This window comes from Paracoccus aeridis (assembly GCF_004923205.2).
GTDB lineage: Bacteria > Pseudomonadota > Alphaproteobacteria > Rhodobacterales > Rhodobacteraceae > Paracoccus > Paracoccus aeridis.
The window spans coordinates 98,845-117,044 of the sequence record NZ_SELD02000008.1; the positions used below are offsets into that span (position 1 = coordinate 98,845).

Below are 18,200 nucleotides of genomic sequence, written 5' to 3' on the forward strand. Positions count from 1 at the left end.
CCGCCAGTCATACCGCCAGTCATCCCGCCCGTCATGCCGCCGTCAGCGCGATGAAGCGTTCCAGGTGGTGGTCGCTGTCGCCGAAGCGCGCATCCGCGGCGATCAGGCGGCGGGCCATCGGGGCAAGCTCGTATTCCTCGGTCATGCCGATGCCGCCGTGCAGCTGGATGGTTTCCTCGGCCACGTACAGCGCGACCCGGCCCACCAGCGACTTCGTCGCGGCGACGTGCCGGTCGCGGTCGGGGGTGTCGAGGTTGCCGGCCAGGTTCCACACGGCCGAACGCGCCTGCTCGACCTCTGTCAACAGATCCGCCATCCGGTGCTGGATCGCCTGGAACGACCCGATCGGGCGGCCGAACTGCTTGCGGGTCTTGAGGTATTCGGTCGTCAGCTCGACGCTGCGTTCCATCACCCCCAGCGCGTCGGCGCACAGGGCGAGCATCGCGGCGGCGCGAGGCGCGTCCAGGAGGGACGCATCCCCGATCCGGCGGGCGGGGGTGCCGGCAAGGATCACCTCGGCCGCGCGCCCGCCGTCCATCAGGGGATAGCCGCGCATGGCCAGCCCGTCTGCGGGCACGTCCACCAGGTACAGCCCGTCGGTCGCCAGCACGATCAGGTGGGTCGCATCCTCGGCCCCCGCGACCACGGTCTTTTCGCCGGTCAGCAGCCCGTCCCGCGCCGTGGTCCGCACGGTGCCGTCGAACCGCTGCCCGGGCTCGTCCAGCGCGACCGCGATCCGGGCGGCGCCGGTGGACGCAGCCTCGGCAAGATCGCCCTCGCCCGCCGCGGCAAGGATGCCCGCACCCAGCACGACGCCATCCAGGAGCGGCGTCACCGCCACGGCGCGGCCCAGCGTGCGGAACACCATCAGGATGTCCGGCCCGGTGCCCCCGAAGCCGCCCGCATCCTCGGGCAGAAGCGCGGCGCCCGCGCCCAGTTCGAACAGCGCGGCGGCGTCGCTGCCGCGGTCCAGCGTGCGCGCCAGGCTTTCGCCCAGCATCGCCTGTTCCTCGGTGAATGCAAAATCCATGGCCGGCGGTCCCTTCAAAGCCCCAGCAGGGATTTCGCGATGATCCCCCGCTGGATTTCGTTCGAGCCGCCATAGATCGACAGCTTGCGGTTGTTGAGATAGGCGCGGGTCGCCCCCGCAGCCTCGGCGGGGCCCGGAGCGGCGTCGTCGTTGGCGCCCTCGACCGCCTCGGACGGGAAGGCGAGCGCCCAGGGACCGACGGCGCGGCGCGCGAGGTCGTTGATCGCCTGCCGGATCTGCGTGCCCTTCAGCTTCAGCATCGAGCTTTCGGCGCCGGGCGCCTGGCCGGCCGCCGCCTGCGCCAGCATCCGCAGGTTGGTCGTCGACATGGCCATCAGGTCGATCTCGACCGCGGCCATCCGTGCCGCGAACAGCGGGTTTTCCGACAGCGGCCGCCCGTTCGCCACCTGCGCCCGCGCGATCCGCTTAAGCGACGCCATCGCCGCCGTCGCGAAGCCCACGCCCGCGATGTTGGTCCGTTCATGCGTCAGCAGGTACTTGGCGTAGGTCCAGCCCTTGTTCTCCTCGCCCACGAGGTTCTCGACCGGCACCCTCACGTCGTCGAAGAACACCTCGTTCACCTCGGGCGTGCCTTCCAGCAGCACGATGGGGCGCACGGTGATGCCGGGGCTGTTCATGTCGATCAGAAGGAAGCTGATGCCCTCCTGCGCCTTGGCGGCCGGGTCGGTGCGGACGAGGCAGAAGATCCAGTTCGCGTGCTGGCCGAGCGTCGTCCAGGTCTTCTGCCCGTTGACGACGTACGTGTCGCCGTCGCGGACCGCCGTCGTCTTGACCGATGCGAGATCGGACCCCGCGCCCGGTTCCGAATAGCCCTGGCACCACCAGTCCTGCCCGTTCAGGATCCGCGGCAGGAATCGGTCCTGCTGTTCCTTCGACCCGAACTTCTGCAGCACCGGCCCCAGCATGGCGATGCCGAAGGGCAGGACGCGGGGGGCGTGGGCAAGCGCGCTTTCCTCTTCGAAGATGTGGCGCTGGATCGCGGTCCAGCCGGCGCCGCCGAACTGGACCGGCCAGTTCCCGGCAAGCCAGCTGCGTTCGTTGAGTATGGCGTGCCATTCCTCGATCTCGGCCTTGGTCAGTTCCTCGTGCAGGCGGACCTTCTCGGACAGGCGCGCGGGCAGGCGGTCGTGCAGGAACTTGCGGACGTCGGCGCGGAACGCCTCGTCCTCGGGGGTGAAGCTCATGTCCATGACGGACCCTTTCAGAAGATTTCGATGAGGCCCGCGGCACCCTGGCCGCCGCCGATGCACATGGTCACGACGCCCCACTTCGCGCCGCGCCGCCTGCCTTCCAGCAGCAGGTGCCCGGCCATCCGCGCGCCCGTCATGCCGAACGGGTGGCCGATCGCGATGGAGCCGCCGTTGACGTTGTATTTCTCGGGATCGATCCCCAGCCGGTCGCGGCAATAGAGCGCCTGGCTCGCGAACGCCTCGTTCAGTTCCCACAGGTCGATGTCGTCCACCGTCAGCCCCGCGCGTTCCAGCAGGCGCGGGACGGCGAAGACGGGGCCGATCCCCATCTCGTCGGGCTCGCAGCCGGCGACGGCGAAGCCGCGGAAGGCGCCGAGCGGGGCCAGCCCCTCGCGCGCGGCGCGGTCCCCGTCCATGACGACCAGCGCGGCGGCGCCGTCGGAAAGCTGGCTCGCGTTGCCCGCGGTGATGAACTTGTCCTCGCCCTTGACCGGCTTCAGCGCGGCCAGCCCCTCGAGCGTCGTCGAGGGCCGGTTGCATTCGTCGCCGGTCAGGGTGAAGTCCTCGGGCGTCGTCTCGTTCGTCGCCTTGTCGATCACGGCGCGGGTGACGTCGATCGGCACGATCTCGTCGGCGAACTTGCCCGCCTGCTGCGCCGCCGCGATCCGCTGCTGGGACCGCAGCGCATATTCGTCCTGCGCCTCGCGGCTGACGCCGTAGCGCGCCGCCACGATGTCGGCGGTGTCGATCATCGGCAGGTACAGGTCGGGCTTGTGCTCCTCGATCCACGCCTCGCGCGAGTTGCGCGGCGGCGGCTGCACCAGGCTGATGGATTCCACCCCGCCCGCGAGGATCGCCTGCGCGCCCTCGACCCGGACCATGTGCGCGGCCATCGCGAGCGCCTGCAGGCCCGAGGCGCAGAAGCGGTTGACCGTCACGCCGGCGATGCCGATGGGCAGGCCCGCGCGGACGACAATCTGGCGGGCGATGTTCCCGCCGGTGACGTATTCGGGATAGCCGCAGCCCCAGACCGAATCCTCGACCAGCGCGGGGTCGATGCCCGCGCGCTCGACCGCGATGCGGGCGACGTGGCCGCCCATCGTGGCGCCGTGGGTCAGGTTCAGGCTGCCGCGCCCGGCCTTGCCGATGCCGGTGCGGGCGGTGGAAACGATGACGGCGTCGGTCATTTGGCGTCCTTTCCAAGATCGGCGAAGCGGCCGCCCTGCTGGGCGAGCCGGGTCAGCAGCGGGGCTGCCTGCCAGAAATACGGGTCTTCCTCGCCGTAGCGCGCGATGTCGGCGGAGATGGCGGCCGCGCCCTGGGCGTCCGCCCAGTGCATCGGCCCGCCCTTCCCGCGCGGGAAGCCGTAGCCGTGCAGCAGCACCACGTCGATGTCCGAGGCGCGGGCGGCGATCCCCTCGTCCAGGATCTTCGCGCCCTCGTTCACCATCGCGGCCATGTAGCGCGAGCGGATCTCGTCGTCGGTGAAGTCGCGCGGCGTGATCCCGAGATCGGCGCGGATCGCGTCCAGCATCGGCTCAAGCTCGGGGTCGGGGCGGCCCTGCGGCGACTGCTCGTCGTAGATGTAGTAGCCGCGCCCGGTCTTGCGGCCAAGCCGCCCGGCCTCGGCCAGCCGGTCGGCGAAGACCGGCACCCGCTCGCGGGCATCCCGCGTCGCCGCCTTGCGCTGCCGGGTGGCGTAGCCGATGTCGAGCCCGGCGAGGTCGCCGACCTGGTACGGTCCCATCGGAAAGCCGAAGCCCGCGATCGCGCGGTCCACCTGGTAGGGCGAGGCGCCGTCCAGCACCATGTGGTCGGCGGCGGTGCGATAGGCCGAAAGCATGCGGTTGCCGATGAAGCCGTCGCAGACACCCGAGCGGACGCCGATCTTGCCCATGCGCTTCGCCAAGGCGAAGGCGGTCGCCACAACATCGGGGGCGGTGCGGTCCGCGACCACGATCTCGAGCAGCCGCATGACGTTCGCGGGCGAGAAGAAGTGAAGCCCGATCACGTCCTCGGGCCGGCTGGTCGCGGCCGCGATCTCGTTCACGTCGAGATAGGAGGTGTTCGTCGCCAGCACCGCGCCGGGGCGGCAGATGCCGCCGAGCCTGGCGAAGACCTCGCGCTTCACGTCCATGCTCTCGAACACCGCCTCGATCACCAGATCGGCGTCGGCGAGCGCCTGGTAGTCCGTCACGGCGCGGAAGCGATCGGCCATCATCGTGTCACGGTCGGCCTGGGACAGCTTGCCGCGCTTTACCGCGCCGTCCTGCATCCGGGCGATACCGGCGGCGGCCTTGGCGGCGGCCGCGTCGTCGCGTTCGACCAGCGTCACGTCGAGGCCCGCGCTCAGCGCCGACGCCGCGATGCCCTGGCCCATCGTGCCCCCGCCGATCACGCCGATCCGGTTCACCTCGCGCGGGGTCACGCCCTTCAGGTCGTCCTGCTGCGCCGCGCGGCGTTCCGAGAAGAAGGCGTGGATCATCGCCGCGCGCTCGGGCGTCTGCATCAGGTCCATGAAGGCGCGGCGTTCCAGCGCCAGGCCTTCGGCGAAGGGCAGCGCCAGCCCCTTTGCGATGGTGTCGAGCGCGCGAAGCGGCGCGACCTGCCCGCGCGAGGACCGCGCGACCTTCGCGCGCCAGCTTTCCACGACCTGCGGATCGACCGCGGGCGCCTCGGCGTCCGACAGCCGCCGCCCGGCATGGCCTTGGGCCAACAGCTCGCGCGCATGGGCGATCCCCGCCTCGCGCGGGTCGCCGCCATCGGCCAGCGCGTCGATCAGGTTCATCCGCAGCGCCTCGTCCGCGCCGATCTGGCGTCCGGACGTCACCATGTCGATCGCCGCCTCCAGCCCCACCGCGCGCGGCAGGCGCTGCGTCCCGCCCGCGCCGGGCAGCAGGCCCAGCGTCACCTCGGGCAGGCCCATGCGCGTCCCCGCGACGGCGACGCGGGCATGGGCGCCGAGCGCCACCTCCAGCCCGCCGCCCAGCACCGTGCCGTGCAGCGCGGCGACGACCGGCTTTTCGGACGCCTCGATGGCATTGATGACGTCCGGCAGGAACGGCGGGACGGGCGGCTTTCCGAATTCGGATATGTCGGCGCCGGCGATGAAGGTGCGGCCGGCGCAGCAGAGGACCGCGATCCGCGCATCCGCGTCGGCGTCGAACCGCGCCATCGCCTCTGACAGGCCCTGCCGCACCGCTGCGGAGAGCGCGTTCACGGGCGGGTTGTCGATTTCGATCACGGCGATCTCGCCCTCGCGGTCGTAGCACACGGGATTGTCGACGGTCATGGTCATGCCTCTCTGCGGGACAGGGTGGACGCGCGCCCGGTCATGGTTTCCAGCGAACGGACGGCGGCGGCAAGGCGCGGCCCCACCTCGGTCTGCATCCGCAGGGCGTCCGCGGCGTCGGGCAGCGCGCCGCAGGTGAAGATCACCGGCTCGGCCAGGTCAGGACCGCGGAACGGGACCGACACGGCGTTGTAGGGCGCGGCCTCGTCCGGCCCGCCGGGGGTGAAGACGAAGCCGCGCGCCACCAGCTCGGCATGGGCGCGGTCGCGAAGCTCGCCCAGGTTGCCGAACTGCGCCGTGTCGGACGGCGGCAGCAGCGCGGCGAGCGCGCCCAGTTCGGCCGGCGTGATGGCCGCGACGAAGGCGCGCGCCGACGAAAACCCCTTCAGCCCCAGCCGCTGCCCGACGTCGAGCCAGATGGAACTGACATTGCGGGGCCGCCAGGTGCGGATCAGCACCAGCCGGGTTCCGTCGCGCACGGCCAGCACGACCAGCGTGCCGGTCTCGTCCGCGAGCCGCGCCATGAGATCGTGCGCGGGCACGAGGAACGACAGCGAGGCCGCCGCGACGTGCCCCACCGCGACCAGCGTCGGACCGGGGCGGAAGCGGTCGTCCCGGTCCGACTGCGCGAGATAGCCAAGCGCGCCCAGCGTCCAGGTCAGCCGCGACACGGTCGACTTGGGCAGCCCCGTCCGCTGCGCGATCTCGGCGTTGCTCAGGCCGTCGTCGCTGGTGCGGAAGGCGCGCAGCACCGACAGCCCCCGGGCGAGCGTGGTGGCGTAGCGCGGATCGTGCTCGGGCCGGGACATGCGCGTGTCCTCACATGCCGTTCGGGATGAAGGTCGAGATGGCGGGCACCAGCACCAGGATCGCCAGCACCACGATATCCATCGCGAGGAACCGCATCACGCCCACGAAGATCTGGTCCACCGTGATCCCGCGCCCGGCGACGTTGCCGATCACGAACACGTTGAGCCCGACAGGGGGCGTGATGAGCCCGATCTCCAGCAGCTTGACGACGATCACCCCGAACCAGATCAGGTCCATGCCCATGCTGTCGACCAGCGGGATGACGAACGGCAGCGTCAGCACGATGATGCCGATGGGGTCGAGGAACATCCCGAGGAACAGGTACAGGACCACGATCGCCAGCATCAGCATCATCGGCGGCAGCCCGGCGTCGGCCACGAAGGATGCCACCGCCCCCGCCGCCCCGGTCAGCGCCACGAACGACACGAAGATCTTGGCGCAGGCGGCGATCAGGAAGATGGCCGAGGTCTGGACCAGGCTCTCCCTCACGGCGATCCACACCTTGCCCAGCGTAAGCGTGCGCTGCAGGAAGCCGATCACGATGGTCGCGACGACGCTGATCGCGGCGGCTTCGGTCGCGGTGAACAGGCCCCCGTAGATGCCGCCGATGATGATGGCGAACAGGACCAGCGCGGGCCAGGACGCCAGCGCCGCCGCGAGCCGCGCGCCCTTGGGCAGCGGCGTCGGATCGGTCGGCGCGGCCGAGGGATCGCGCGCCACCCACCACAGGATGACGAGGATGTAGCCCGCGAGGCTCAGAAGCCCCGGCAGGATTCCCGCGAGGAACAGCTTGCTGATCGAGGTCTCGGTGAAGATGCCGTAGAGGATGAACAGCACAGACGGCGGGATCAGCGATCCGAGCGTCCCGCCCGCGGCCACGCTCGCCGTGGCAAGGCGCGGGTTGTAGCCCAGGCGCAGCATCTCGGGCACGCAGATGCGGCCCATCGTGGACGCGCAGGCGATCGACGATCCCGAGATCGCCGAAAAGCCGCCGCAGCCCATGACGGACGCCACGCCGACGCCGCCCGGCACCCGCCGAAGCCAGACGTTCGCCGCATCGTAGATGCGGGTGGTGATGCCGGCTTGGAAGGCGATGTTGCCCAGCGCCACGAACAGCGGGATCATCGACAGGTCGTAGGAATGGATCAGCTCGAAGAAGCTGTTCACCACCAGCGAGGTTGTGGGGTTGATCGCCCGTTCCGGCGAGAAGGTGCCGGAGCGCAGCGCATAGACGAAGAAGGTGCCGACGCTCGCGACCGCCGCAAGGACGAAGGCGATCGGAACCCGCAGCGCCAGCAGCAGGATGACGAGGCCGAAGGCGATGATGCCAATGGTGGATGCGTCCATCTCAGACGGCCTCCTCTTCGGCGTGGGAGCGGTTGAGTACGGTGCCGGTGCGGCGAAGCTCGGCCATGTCGTGCGCGGCGACCATCGCCAGGCGCACCCACATCGCGACGAGGCCCAGCAGGAACACCAGCCGCATCGGCCAGCGCGGGATGCCCAGCAGACCGTCGTAGAACTCGCCCGACGACCAGGCCGCGGACAGGTCGCGCCAGCTCGCGTAGAGCAGCGGCAGCACGGCGATGAGCCCGACGATCCAGCCAAGCACGATCATCCGCCCGCGCCAGCCGGGCGACATCCGGTCGGTGACGAACGTCACCGCGATATGCGCGCGGTTCGCCGTCGCCGCCGCCAGCGGCAGCATGATCGTGGGGATCATCAGCTCGCGCACGAGCACCACGACATCGGGGATGGTCCAGCCGAACACTTGCCGGCCGATGACGTTGACGGTGATCATCAGCGCAAGCGCGAGGGCGGCCACGACCGCCAGTTCCAGCATGATGCGTTCGATGGCCTTCATGGCCCGGCCCCTCCCAAGGCTGCGTCCCGATGCACGGGGCGCGCCCGTGCATCCGATGTCGGCAACGGCACGGCGCGATCGGGCGCCGTGCCGGTCATCCCGTGGCGTCAGCCCTTGGGCGCCCAGGGATACCCCTTCTCGTCGCGCTCCCGGGTGTACTCGACGACGAGCGCCTTGTACTCGTCCACCATCGCCTGCCCGTCGAGGCCCGCGGCGTCGGCGCGGGTGATCCATTCCTGGACGTAGGGCTCGCCGGCCGCGATCAGCTTCTCGCGGTCCGCGTCCGAGATCGTGTTGATCTCCTTGTTCTCGTCCTTGAGGATCTGGACCGACTCCTCGTTGGCGGCCCCCAGGATGCGGCCGAACTCGTCCGCCAGCCCCTCGCCCGCGGTCATCAGCGCCTGCTGTTCCTCGGGCGAAAGCGCGTCGAAGCTGTCCTTGTTCATCAGGATGCCCAGCGCGCCGATCTGGCCCCAGTCCAGCACGGTGTAGCTGTCGAACACCTCGTCGAACTTCAGCGCCTTCACGAGATAGGGATAGGTCTGGGTGCAGTCGATCAGCCCGGTCTCGAGGCCCTGGTAGGCTTCGTAGACGCTCATGTCGACGGGCGTGGCGCCGAGGTCGTTGAAGACCTTGCCGTAGGCGCCGACGCCCCGGACCTTGAGACCCTTCAGGTCGTCCAGCGTCTTGATCGACTTGCCCTTGCAGCCGACCTGCACGGCCGAGGTCGTGTAGGTGCCGACATAGACGAGGTTCTGGTCGGCCAGGTTCTTGGTCACGGCGGGGTTCGTCCGCATGATCCGGTCGATGGCCTTCATCCCGACCCACGGGTCAGGGTTCGGGATCGGCAGGTCGGCCAGGCCGTAGGCGATCATGTCCTGCGGGAAATAGACACCGATGACGCTGCCCATGTCAGCCACGCCGTCGCGCAGCGACTGCACCGCCGCCTTTTCCGAGAACAGCGCCCCGCCCCAGTTCACGTCGATGACGAGCTCGCCATTCGTCAGCTTCTCGACTTCGTCGACGAGCCACTGCGTCCCTTCGGCGCGAACGCCTCGGTTCGGCCCGGCCTCGCCGTAGATGAGCGTGGTCGCGGCGCCCGCGCCGGTTGCCGCCGCCGCGCAGACCGCCGCAGCCATGAGTGACGTGGTGATGAGATTACGCATGATGATTCCCCCTCTGTTCCAGAGAGTGGCACAGCATGCCGTATGTTGGAACACTTAATGTCGCCGAGCGCGACTTGCCGCCGGCGGATGGGTGAGCCGCCGCATTGCTGCCAGACCAGCAACGCCGGTGCGGGGCGTTCCGCGGTCCACCACCCTGCGGGGCTGGATCGGGACGGCGCGATCGGGCATCCTCGTCCTCGACGCCCCCGAACGAAGGTCGCACATGCCCGATTTCACGATCACCCGCGAAGACCCTGACCCGCGGCGCGGCCGCTACGTCGCCCGCATCGACGGGCAGGAAGCCGAGCTGGTCTACACCCGCGAGGGCGACGTCGTCAGCGCCGACCACACCGGCGTCCCGAAGGAACTGGAAGGCCGGGGCATCGGCTCGGCCCTGCTCGACGCCCTTCTGGAGGACGCGCGGACGCTGGGCTTCCGCATCCTGCCGCGCTGCCGGTTCGTTGCCGTGCAGGCCGGGCGTCACCCCGAATGGGCGAACCTGTTCGTGCAGGGGTCGGATTGAAGCGGCGACGCATTTTTGGTGACCGGCTGGCCTTCGGCTGAAGGCCTCGGGCCGCTGGGCCGTCGGTGTCGGCAGCCCTCAAGCCGCCAGCCCGCGTCAGTACATCGCGGTGAACAGCGTGATGCTGATGTCGCCAGCGGGGTCGATCTCCGCGCTTCCGCGCGCAAGCAGCCAGCCGTCCTCGCGTTCCAGCCGGGCGACGATCTCGGCGGGCGACGCCGCCCGCGCCGTTTGCGAAGCCTGCGGCGGAAGGACGAAGTCCAGGGACTTCGATTTCCCGTCGCTTTCGATGCCGGTCCCGGCGGCGGTGCGCTGAACCTCGTTCTTGGCGGCGGGATCGTCGATATAGACCTGGATCCGGCCCTTCGGGATCACCGCGCCGTTCTCGAACCGGATGGTGCCGCGCATGTCCATCGTCTCCGCGAATGCCGGGGCTGCGAAAGCGGCGAAGGCCGCCGTTCCGGCGGCCAGCAGGGTCGTGCGGCGAATGGCAGGACGCTTCATCACGCTTTCCCTTCGATGCAGTGCCGTGGGTGGAAGGGGCGCCGCGAAGCGCCCCTTCCGGTTCGTCAGATCAGGTAGAAGTCGGCAGCCGAGATGGACAGCCCCGCGCTCAGCTGCGCGAAGCGCACCGCCGCACCCGCGCCCGACCCGTCCGCGTCATAGAACAGGTCGCCGCTGTCGGTGTCGTAGATGATGCGGTCGTTCGCGTCCTGGGCCGTGCCCGCCGCACTTCTGTGGAACGCGCCGAGCGACAGGGCGCCGGCCCCGCCGATGTCGGTGAACACGTCCCGGTCGAGCAGGATCGTGTCGTCCTGGACCCGGAAGTCGAGGATCCGGTCGACGTTGCCGTTACCCAGCGCCGTGGAGAAGACGAAGAAGTCGTCCCCGCCGCCCCCGGTCAGCGCGTCGGCCCCGAGGCCGCCGTCCAGCCGGTCGTTGCCCGCGCCCCCCGCGAGCCAGTCGGAACCGGCCACGCCGGGCCGGACCGGCGGCGGCGGGAACTCGACCGACACGTTCAGCTCGTAGGTGGACCCCGCCGGCACCTCGTCCACGAAGCCGTCGCCCGGAGCGGTTTCCGACCAGCGGCCTTCCTGGATGTAGTAGGTTCCGGTTTCGAGGACCGTGAAGACGAGGCTCGAGTCGCGGCTGGTGGACGAGCCGGGATCGCTGCCGCCGTCGTCGTTCTGGGCGACGATCGCGCCGCTGGCGTCGAGCAGCCGGACCCAGCTGTCATGGACGTTCGGGTCGGCGATGTGGTCGATGTCGATCGTGATCACCGTCCCGGCCGCCAGCTCGATCCCGTAGTATCCGCCCTGCCCGTTCCCCGTCGCGTTGACCGTGGTGTGAAGCACGGTCGTCGAGTCGAAGATGTCGGGGTCGGCGGTGAGCGAGAAGTTGTCCGAGATGTCGAACGCGGTCGCGATCGAGTTGTTGGTCGCATCCGCCCCCAGCGTGGCGTAGCCGGTCCCCATCCCCGGGCGCGGCGGGGTGCCGGCCCGCTCGTCGAAGTCGCCCATCAGCGTGTCGTCGCCGGCACCGCCCAGGATCGTGTCGTTCCCGCCCTGCCCGATCAGCAGGTTGGCGCTGCGGTCGCCGGTCATGATGTCCGCGTAGCCCGACCCGGCGAGGTTCTCGATCGAGTTGTAGGTGTCACCCTCGGACCCGCGCGCGGCCAGGACCAGCGTGACCGCGCTGGTGCTGTTGCTGTAGTCCGCGGTGTCGCTGCCGGCGCCGCCATACAGCGCGTCGGTGCCGCGGCCGCCAGTCAGGGTGTCGTTGCCGGCGCCTCCGTAAAGCTGGTTGGACTGGTGGTTCCCGATCAGGTGGTCGTCGTTGTACGACCCGACGACGTTCTCGAAGCCCACGAGGATGTCGTGGCGGATGACCGTGCCGCGTCCGACGATCTGCACCGGCCCGTCCGCATCGCCGCCCCTCGCCGTCCCGCTGGACAGGTCGACCGTCACCCCGGCCGAGCTGTTGGTGTAGTCGACCGTGTCGTTGCCGGCACCGCCGTTCATGTAGTCCTGGCCGGCGCCGCCGATGATCGTGTCGTTGCCGCCTTCGCCATACAGGATGTCGCCGTCCCGGCCGCCATCGAGGATGTCGTTGCCGCCGCGGCCGTTGAAGTAGTCGCCGCCGCCCTGGCCCCAGAAGTGGTTCGCCGCCGAGGTGCCGATGAAGCGGTCGATGCGGTCGTCCGATCCGATCAGGTTCTCGATGCTGTAGAACGTGTCGCCCGACGCAGTACCGCCGTTGGCCACGTTGGTCTGCAGGTTGACGAGCAGCTGGAACGGGCTTTCCTGGCTGTAGTCGACCGTGTCGATCCCCGCCCCGCCCCGGAAGACGTCGACGCCGTCCTGGCCGCGCAGCAGGTCGTTGCCGTCGCCTCCATCCACCGTGTCGTCGCCGGCGCCGCCGTTGATGGTGTCGTCGCCGCGCCCGCCGTAGAGCGCGTCGTTGCCGTCGTCGCTCTCGGTCTGGTCCTCGAGGTTCGCGATCGGGATCGTGTTGTTGATGTCGCGGCTGGCCAGCGAGTCGCGGCCGCCGATGATCAGGTCGTCCCCGTCAAGGCCGAGGATCGTCTGCCCGCCGCCGCCGCCGTCGAGCGTGTTGTTGCCGGCGTCGCCGACGATGATCTCGGACGGGGCCGCGGTGCCCGGCGCGGGCCCCGCGACAGGGGGCGGCGGCAGGGCGGAGCCGCCTGCGTAGATGACGTTCTCGACGTTGGCGACGGTGCCGATGTTGATGCCGCTGGTCAGCACGATGATCGTGTCGTTGCCGCCGTCCGCCGTCTCGCGCACGACGTCGTCGACGGAATCGACGAAATAGGTGTCGTCGCCGCCGTTGCCGGCCATGCTGTCATTGCCGCCGCGACCGTCCAGCACGTTGCCGCCATCGTTGCCGATCAGCACGTCGTTGTAGGCGCTGCCGATCCCGTTCTCGATGTAGTACTCGGTCTGGTCGGCGTTGTGCCCGGCAAAGATCGAGACGTTGTTGCTGTGCCCGTTCACGCTGGAGAACTGGCCGGCCCGCAGGTCGAGGATCGTGCCGGCGGTCGAGCCGGAGAAGTCGATCGTGTCGTTGCCGCCGGTGTCGTGGATCAGGAAGCCGATGTCGTGCTGCATGCCCGACGAGGTCAGCCGCTGGTTCGCGAAGGTGCCGTTGAACCCGTAGACGTCGTCGCCCGTGTTCAGGTCGATCGTCTGGTAGGTCCGCTCGCCGTTCGCGTCGACGGTCGAGAAGAAGCGGCGGATCACCGCCTCGACATCGGCCATCAGCGGGGTCGTGGCGGACCAGCGGCTGGTCTCACCGACGTCGATGCCGTCGAAATACGACATGACGCTGTACTGCTGGCGGTCGTAGATCCAGGTCGCGTTGTTCAGGTAGTTGATCTGGACGCCGCCGGGGCCGCTGTAGTTGTAGAGGCCGGGGTGGTTCAGGCCGAACTCGTGCCCGAATTCGTGGATGAACGAATCAAACACGTAGCCGCCGATGTCGGTCAGGTTCGGCTCGCTGTCGTGGAAGCGCTGGCCGATGCTGACGTAGCGGTTGCTGGAATAGGCGCTGCCGTCGTCCTCCTCGCCGATCTCGGGGCTGACCACTTCCATCCAGTCGGTGGCGGGGTCGAACGGCGCGTCGTCCACGACTTCGAACTTCAGCGGCGTGACATGGGCCCACGCCTCGAGCGCGCCGATCGCGGCGGCCTTGTAGTCCGGATGATCGTTGAGTTCGTAGAGGTTGATCCGCAGCGTCCCCGCCGCGATCGCGGGGGTGAGGCTGCGGTTCAGCGCGCCCACGTAGTTGAGAAAGGCTTCGTAATCATCGCTTTTCCCAAAAGGGTTGTCGGGCGTCTGATCGTTCACCCACCATTGCGTCGGAGAAGGCATGACTTGGCACTCCCTGTAACAAAAATCGGCTGAACGAGCCCATGCAGATCCGGCGCCGCAAATCGCGGCTGAAGTCTCGTTCGGCGTCTGGATTTCTCTTCGTGGAGTGATGATGCTGCCGCCCGTTCGGCTTTGTCCATGAATATCTTGTGCAGACAAATCAGACGGATAAGGGGCGTCGGCCCTATGATCGGCCATATTCCGCCTATTGGCCAAATCTACAGGCAGGCTGCTGCCGGCCGCGGGCCGGAGCGCCGGTTAGAAACGCGGACACCGGGTCGGAATCCGCGCCCCATCGCGCGTAGGTCAAGGATGATCTGGTGACCCCGGCAGGACTTGAACCTGCAACCTGCCCCTTAGGAGGGGGCTGCTCTATCCAGTTGAGCCACGGGGCCGCCGCCGGATTAGTGCCTGTCTCCGCAGCGTTTGGCAAGCTTGCCGGTCCGGCTGTCATGCGCTAACGCCGGGGAAAGCGAAACGACGGCAGCGCGCATGACCTTGCAGAGACCCCGCCGAACCCTGACGCTCCGCGACGTGTCCGATGCCGCCGGCGTCAGCGAGATGACGGTCAGCCGGGTGCTGCGGAACCGGGGCGACGTGTCGCCCGCCACGCGCGAGAAGGTGCTGACGGCCGCGCGGTCGCTGGGCTACGTCCCCAACAAGATCGCCGGCGGGCTGGCGAGCCAGCGCGTGAACCTGGTGGCGGTCGTCATCCCGTCGCTGTCGAACCTCGTCTTTCCCGACGTGCTGGGCGGGGTTTCGGCGGAGCTCGAGGACACCGGGCTTCAGCCCGTCGTGGGCGTCACCAACTACGCCCCCGCGCGCGAGGAGGCGGTGCTTTACGACATGCTGAGCTGGCGTCCGTCCGGCGTGATCCTCGCGGGGCTGGAACACAGCGCGGCGTCGCGCGCGATGCTCGCCAACGCCCGGATCCCGATCGTCGAGATCATGGACGTCGACGGCGACCCGATCGACACCGCCGTCGGCATCAGCCACGACCGCGCCGGGCGCGAGATGGCGGCCGAGATCCTGCGCGCGGGCTATCGCCGGATCGGCTTCATCGGCACCCACATGCCCGAGGATCACCGCGCCCGCAAACGCCTCGCCGGGTTCGAGGCGGCGCTGGCGGACGCGGGCGTCCCGCTTGCCGCGCGCGAGTTCTATCAGGGCGGATCGTCGCTGGCGAAGGGGCGCGAGCAGACCCAGCGCATCCTCGCGCGCGAGCCGGACCTGGACTTCCTCTACTATTCGAACGACGTGATCGGCGCGGGCGGGCTGATCTGGGCGCGCGAGAACGGGCTCGACATTCCCGGGCGGCTCGGCCTCGCCGGCTTCAACGGGGTGGACCTGCTGGACGGGCTGCCGGTGCGGCTGGCCACGACCGACGCGCGGCGGCTGGACATCGGGCGGCGCGCGGCGCGGATCGTCGCGGGCAAGGACGCACGCCCCGACAACGGGATCGTCGCGCTGTCGCCCACGTTCCTGCCGGGCGACACGATCCGGCGGGCGCGCTAGGCGCCGCTCAGCCCTCGCACGCGCCAGCCCTCGCGCATCAGCCCTCGCGCGTATCAGTCCTCGCGCGTATCAGTCCTCGCGCGTGATCGTCACGCGGGTCTCGCGGATCACCCGGCGCAGGCGGGCGCGGGTCTCGGGCTCCTCGGCCGCGACGGCCTGCAGCATGGCCCGCATGTCGCCGCGCAGGCCGTTCAGCTGGTCGATCAGCGACATGACCAGGGCCAGCCTCTCGCCGTCGAGCGCGTAGAAATCCTCGAGCTCCAGGATCAGCCGAAGCCGCGCGACGTCGATGCCGCGGAACAGCGGCCCCGCGGCCGAGGCGACCGGCAGGACAGCGCCGGTGCGGATCAGGGCGTCGAGTTCCTCGTCGGTGAGGTCGGGCAGCGCCTCGAGGATCTCGGCGCGGGTCATCGGGTGTTCGGCACGTGCGGTCATTGCTGCCCCCGGCGCGGGTCGTAGGCGTTGTCGGCGCGCCAGTTGGCGATGAACTCGGCCAGCGCGTCGTCGATCCGGGGCGGCATGACGATCTTCAGCTCGACATGCTGGTCGCCCCGCGTGCCGTTCGCGCGCTTCAGCCCGCGCCCCCGCAGCCGCAGGCGCTGCCCGCTGCTGGCCCCCCTGGGGACCGTCAACATGACCGGACCGTCGATCGTCTGCGCCTCGACCTTGCCGCCCAGCACCGCCTCGTCCAGCGTGATCGGCAGCGTGGTCACCACGTCGTCGCCGTTCCTGCGCCAGTCGGGATCGTCGGCCACGGTGATCGTCAGCAGCGCATCGCCGGCGTCGGCGTTCCCCATGCCGGGACCGCCCTGGCCGCGCAGGCGGATGGTCTGGCCATCGCGGGTGCCGGCGGGGATCTGCACGTCCAGCGCGTGCCCGTCGGGCAACGTGATCCGCGTGGTGCCGCCCCGCGCGGCGGTCATGAAGTCCACCTCGAGCGTGTAGCGGTGGTCCGACCCGCGCATGTCGAAGCTGCCCGCGCCGCCGCCCTGGAAGCCGCGCGGGCCCCCGGCGCCGGGACGAGCGCGGCCGCCGAACAGATCCTCGAACACGTCCGAGAAATCGCCGTAGTTCGACTGCCCGCGATAGGGGTTGTCGCCCGCCTCGGCGAAGTCGCGGTAGTAGCGCCGCTGCGGGCGTTCCTGGCCCTGTGCGTCGATCTCTCCGCGGTCGAAGCGGGCGCGCTGCTCGGGGTCCTTCAGCAGGTCGTAGGCGGCGGAGGCGGCCTTGAAGCGGTCATGCGCGGCGGTGTCGGCGGTCAGGTCCGGGTGATCGGTCTTGGCGATCCGCCGGTAGGCCTTCTTGATGTCCGCCTCCGATGCCGTCTTCGGCACCCCCAGCGCGGCATAGGGATCGTCCGCCATCTTGTCCTCGCGTGATGTCCCGATGAACGTAGTCGAGCCGGGGACGGTTGCAAGCGTGCTGCGGAACCGCCTCGGTCCGGCGTCGCTTGAACTGGGTGGGAGCCGGCCGCACGTTCGTCGCGGAGGGAGCGCAAGGGTGCCGAGAACGTCGGCGCCGTGCGCCTCCTCAACCAGTCGGTCGTGATCCGTGACGCGGCTGAAGATGGCGGCAAAGGCAAATCGTCGGTACAATCGCGGCGCTAAGGCATAAATCGGCATCACTATCCGGGACGGCTGGAGCATGGTTACCCGAGAACATTGGGGGGAAAGGGGCACCTGCTCGCACCCGCCCCTCCGAACAGCGACGGTCTTTTCAACAGCTATGGACATTTTCCGGGCGACTTAGTCTCGTTCACCAACACGCGCCATATCCCAAGCATTCAGGACGTCAGGCACCTGGGACCGCAACTCGATCGAACGCTGCACGACCCGGAGGGGAGGGGATTTGAGCGAAGTCGTGTCAAGGATCGACGGCGCCATCAGCCCCGGCCGGCCGACGGCTTGTAAGCGGACGGGTATCAGTCCTGAGGGTCCGGGCCATGCAGCAGGCCGGACGCCGTTCCTTATCGCCATGTCGAAAGGCGGCGAAAAATCGAGCACATGGCCGTGTCGGCCAGGGGCAACGAAAACCTGATCCGGATCTACATGGTCACGAGACGGAACAGCACGCTACACTGCATCTGTTTCGTGAGTTGCCGCTCAAACCGGTCGAGAACTGGATTTGCAGCAGGCCGGCCCGGATCAGTTGCTCAGGCGCGATCAAGGGCAGCTGTGATTGACACAGAGACGCTCAGAGCCCTCACCCAATTCAACAAGCGCGTCATGCACTACCGGTCGGGCCTTGCGCATTGGGTGTCCGGCACGGATGCGGTCCTCAAGCTCAACATAGCTGAACACCGGCCCTCTGGTCTCGTCAGTCCTCCAAGGTTCACCCGGCGCAGGGGGCGTCCCTGCCCGAGCGGCCAGCGCGGCTGTCTTCAACGCTATGCCTCCCTGAATGCGCAGCACGAACGGCTAGGACGATCCACCGAGTTCCACGTGCTCGAGCAGATCGAGACGAAATCTCCGGAGGTCCTTGAGGCTTGGCTGGTGGAGGCGACCGCCCATCTATCGCCCATGATCGGCATGCTCGAGAACATCCTCATCCGGAAACAATCATTCTTCGAACGCGCAGAGTTCCAATCGTTGAAGGACGAGTTCGCAAGTGAACCGCCTGAGGTAAAGCCCGGTACCCCATTCGCGGGCCATCGAAGGCTTTCGGAACGATCTGCATGATCTAGTCCCGATCAGAGATGCAAGTGCCCGAGGCGAAACCTGCCAGCGCAGCGCGGACAGCGAAGCCGTACCCTGCAGCGCAGAATGCGTCAGGCATCCCGGCACCGGGTTTTTCAACAGGATCCGGACATAGCAGCCCGTCAGCTTACTATCGAATCGAGTCGGCGCCGGCCTCTGAATGGCCTGCCCCCCTGAGGTGGTCCGTTTGTAATCTTAGTGCATGA

Annotated in this window: 15 protein-coding genes and 1 tRNA gene; 3 read left to right on the forward strand and 13 right to left on the reverse strand. The window is 69.0% G+C overall.

The genetic code is table 11. The features are described 5' to 3' along the window. Positions 1–31 precede the first annotated feature (31 nt). From ELI80_RS04770 to ELI80_RS04805, 8 genes are all read right to left on the reverse strand, one after another. On the reverse strand, positions 32–1,030 hold the full coding sequence (locus ELI80_RS04770; RefSeq protein WP_136649880.1) for an acyl-CoA dehydrogenase family protein: 999 nt from the start codon (positions 1,028–1,030) through the stop codon (positions 32–34). A gap of 14 nt (positions 1,031–1,044) precedes the next feature. Next, the gene (locus tag ELI80_RS04775) at positions 1,045–2,241 is read right to left on the reverse strand and encodes an acyl-CoA dehydrogenase family protein (RefSeq protein ID WP_136649881.1); all 1,197 of its coding nucleotides are present in this window, start codon (positions 2,239–2,241) and stop codon (positions 1,045–1,047) included. Between the two features lie 11 nt (positions 2,242–2,252). After that, a complete protein-coding gene (locus ELI80_RS04780) occupies positions 2,253–3,428 on the reverse strand; it encodes an acetyl-CoA C-acyltransferase (protein WP_136649882.1) in 1,176 nt (391 codons plus the stop codon). Next, positions 3,425–5,533 (reverse strand): 3-hydroxyacyl-CoA dehydrogenase NAD-binding domain-containing protein, encoded by a 2,109-nt coding sequence (locus ELI80_RS04785; protein ID WP_136649883.1) that lies wholly within the window; start codon positions 5,531–5,533, stop codon positions 3,425–3,427. Before ELI80_RS04785 ends, ELI80_RS04780 begins: the two co-directional genes overlap by 4 nt. Before the next feature lie 2 nt (positions 5,534–5,535). After that, a complete protein-coding gene (locus tag ELI80_RS04790) occupies positions 5,536–6,342 on the reverse strand; it encodes an IclR family transcriptional regulator (protein WP_136649884.1) in 807 nt (268 codons plus the stop codon). 10 nt (positions 6,343–6,352) lie between these two features. Further along, entirely contained in the window at positions 6,353–7,690 is a 1,338-nt protein-coding gene (locus ELI80_RS04795; protein WP_136649885.1) for a TRAP transporter large permease, read from the reverse strand. A 1-nt stretch (position 7,691) separates the two neighbouring features. Continuing rightward, positions 7,692–8,204 (reverse strand): TRAP transporter small permease, encoded by a 513-nt coding sequence (locus ELI80_RS04800; RefSeq protein WP_136649886.1) that lies wholly within the window; start codon positions 8,202–8,204, stop codon positions 7,692–7,694. Between the two features lie 107 nt (positions 8,205–8,311). Further along, positions 8,312–9,370, reverse strand: coding sequence for a C4-dicarboxylate TRAP transporter substrate-binding protein (locus ELI80_RS04805; protein ID WP_136649887.1), 1,059 nt, complete (start codon positions 9,368–9,370; stop codon positions 8,312–8,314). A gap of 223 nt (positions 9,371–9,593) precedes the next feature. Here ELI80_RS04805 and ELI80_RS04810 point away from each other — a divergent pair, with 223 nt between their 5' ends. Beyond that, the gene (locus tag ELI80_RS04810; protein ID WP_136649888.1) at positions 9,594–9,893 is read left to right on the forward strand and encodes a GNAT family N-acetyltransferase; all 300 of its coding nucleotides are present in this window, start codon (positions 9,594–9,596) and stop codon (positions 9,891–9,893) included. 96 nt (positions 9,894–9,989) lie between these two features. On the opposite strand, the gene ELI80_RS04815 is transcribed toward ELI80_RS04810, so the two are convergent. The 3 genes from ELI80_RS04815 to ELI80_RS04825 form a co-directional block, all read right to left on the reverse strand. Continuing rightward, positions 9,990–10,397, reverse strand: a complete 408-nt coding sequence (locus ELI80_RS04815) for a hypothetical protein (protein WP_136649889.1) — start codon at positions 10,395–10,397, stop codon at positions 9,990–9,992. A gap of 65 nt (positions 10,398–10,462) precedes the next feature. Next, positions 10,463–13,783 carry a M10 family metallopeptidase C-terminal domain-containing protein gene (locus ELI80_RS16330; RefSeq protein WP_136649890.1) on the reverse strand — a complete coding sequence of 1,107 codons (3,321 nt, stop codon included), beginning with the start codon at positions 13,781–13,783 and terminating at the stop codon, positions 10,463–10,465. A 318-nt stretch (positions 13,784–14,101) separates the two neighbouring features. Beyond that, positions 14,102–14,178, reverse strand: a tRNA-Arg gene (locus tag ELI80_RS04825). Positions 14,179–14,275: 97 nt separating this feature from the next. Here ELI80_RS04825 and ELI80_RS04830 point away from each other — a divergent pair. After that, complete coding sequence (locus ELI80_RS04830; protein ID WP_136649891.1) at positions 14,276–15,298, forward strand: LacI family DNA-binding transcriptional regulator; 1,023 nt, start codon at positions 14,276–14,278, stop codon at positions 15,296–15,298. 69 nt (positions 15,299–15,367) lie between these two features. On the opposite strand, the gene ELI80_RS04835 is transcribed toward ELI80_RS04830, so the two are convergent. Together ELI80_RS04835 and ELI80_RS04840 are read right to left on the reverse strand one after the other, a co-directional pair. Beyond that, a complete protein-coding gene (locus ELI80_RS04835; RefSeq protein ID WP_236641329.1) occupies positions 15,368–15,733 on the reverse strand; it encodes a hypothetical protein in 366 nt (121 codons plus the stop codon). Continuing rightward, positions 15,730–16,662 (reverse strand): DnaJ C-terminal domain-containing protein, encoded by a 933-nt coding sequence (locus ELI80_RS04840; RefSeq protein WP_136649892.1) that lies wholly within the window; start codon positions 16,660–16,662, stop codon positions 15,730–15,732. Before ELI80_RS04840 ends, ELI80_RS04835 begins: the two co-directional genes overlap by 4 nt. A gap of 810 nt (positions 16,663–17,472) precedes the next feature. Between ELI80_RS04840 and ELI80_RS04845 the strand changes: the two genes are divergently transcribed. Continuing rightward, positions 17,473–17,976, forward strand: coding sequence for an ROK family protein (locus tag ELI80_RS04845; RefSeq protein ID WP_136649893.1), 504 nt, complete (start codon positions 17,473–17,475; stop codon positions 17,974–17,976). Positions 17,977–18,200 lie beyond the last annotated feature (224 nt).

Bases quoted from the DNA above. Each gene is read 5' to 3' on its own strand.
- ELI80_RS04840 (WP_136649892.1), bottom strand. From the start codon at position 16,662: ATGGCGGACGATCCCTATGCCGCGCTGGGGGTGCCGAAGACGGCATCG.
- ELI80_RS04780 (WP_136649882.1), bottom strand. From the start codon at position 3,428: ATGACCGACGCCGTCATCGTTTCCACCGCCCGCACCGGCATCGGCAAG.
- ELI80_RS04835 (WP_236641329.1), bottom strand. From the start codon at position 15,733: ATGACCGCACGTGCCGAACACCCGATGACCCGCGCCGAGATCCTCGAG.
- ELI80_RS04790 (WP_136649884.1), bottom strand. From the start codon at position 6,342: ATGTCCCGGCCCGAGCACGATCCGCGCTACGCCACCACGCTCGCCCGG.
- ELI80_RS04815 (WP_136649889.1), bottom strand. From the start codon at position 10,397: ATGAAGCGTCCTGCCATTCGCCGCACGACCCTGCTGGCCGCCGGAACG.
- ELI80_RS04785 (WP_136649883.1), bottom strand. From the start codon at position 5,533: ATGACCGTCGACAATCCCGTGTGCTACGACCGCGAGGGCGAGATCGCC.
- ELI80_RS04795 (WP_136649885.1), bottom strand. From the start codon at position 7,690: ATGGACGCATCCACCATTGGCATCATCGCCTTCGGCCTCGTCATCCTG.
- ELI80_RS04805 (WP_136649887.1), bottom strand. From the start codon at position 9,370: ATGCGTAATCTCATCACCACGTCACTCATGGCTGCGGCGGTCTGCGCG.
- ELI80_RS04810 (WP_136649888.1), top strand. From the start codon at position 9,594: ATGCCCGATTTCACGATCACCCGCGAAGACCCTGACCCGCGGCGCGGC.
- ELI80_RS04770 (WP_136649880.1), bottom strand. From the start codon at position 1,030: ATGGATTTTGCATTCACCGAGGAACAGGCGATGCTGGGCGAAAGCCTG.
- ELI80_RS04800 (WP_136649886.1), bottom strand. From the start codon at position 8,204: ATGAAGGCCATCGAACGCATCATGCTGGAACTGGCGGTCGTGGCCGCC.
- ELI80_RS04775 (WP_136649881.1), bottom strand. From the start codon at position 2,241: ATGGACATGAGCTTCACCCCCGAGGACGAGGCGTTCCGCGCCGACGTC.
- ELI80_RS04830 (WP_136649891.1), top strand. From the start codon at position 14,276: ATGACCTTGCAGAGACCCCGCCGAACCCTGACGCTCCGCGACGTGTCC.
- ELI80_RS16330 (WP_136649890.1), bottom strand. From the start codon at position 13,783: ATGCCTTCTCCGACGCAATGGTGGGTGAACGATCAGACGCCCGACAAC.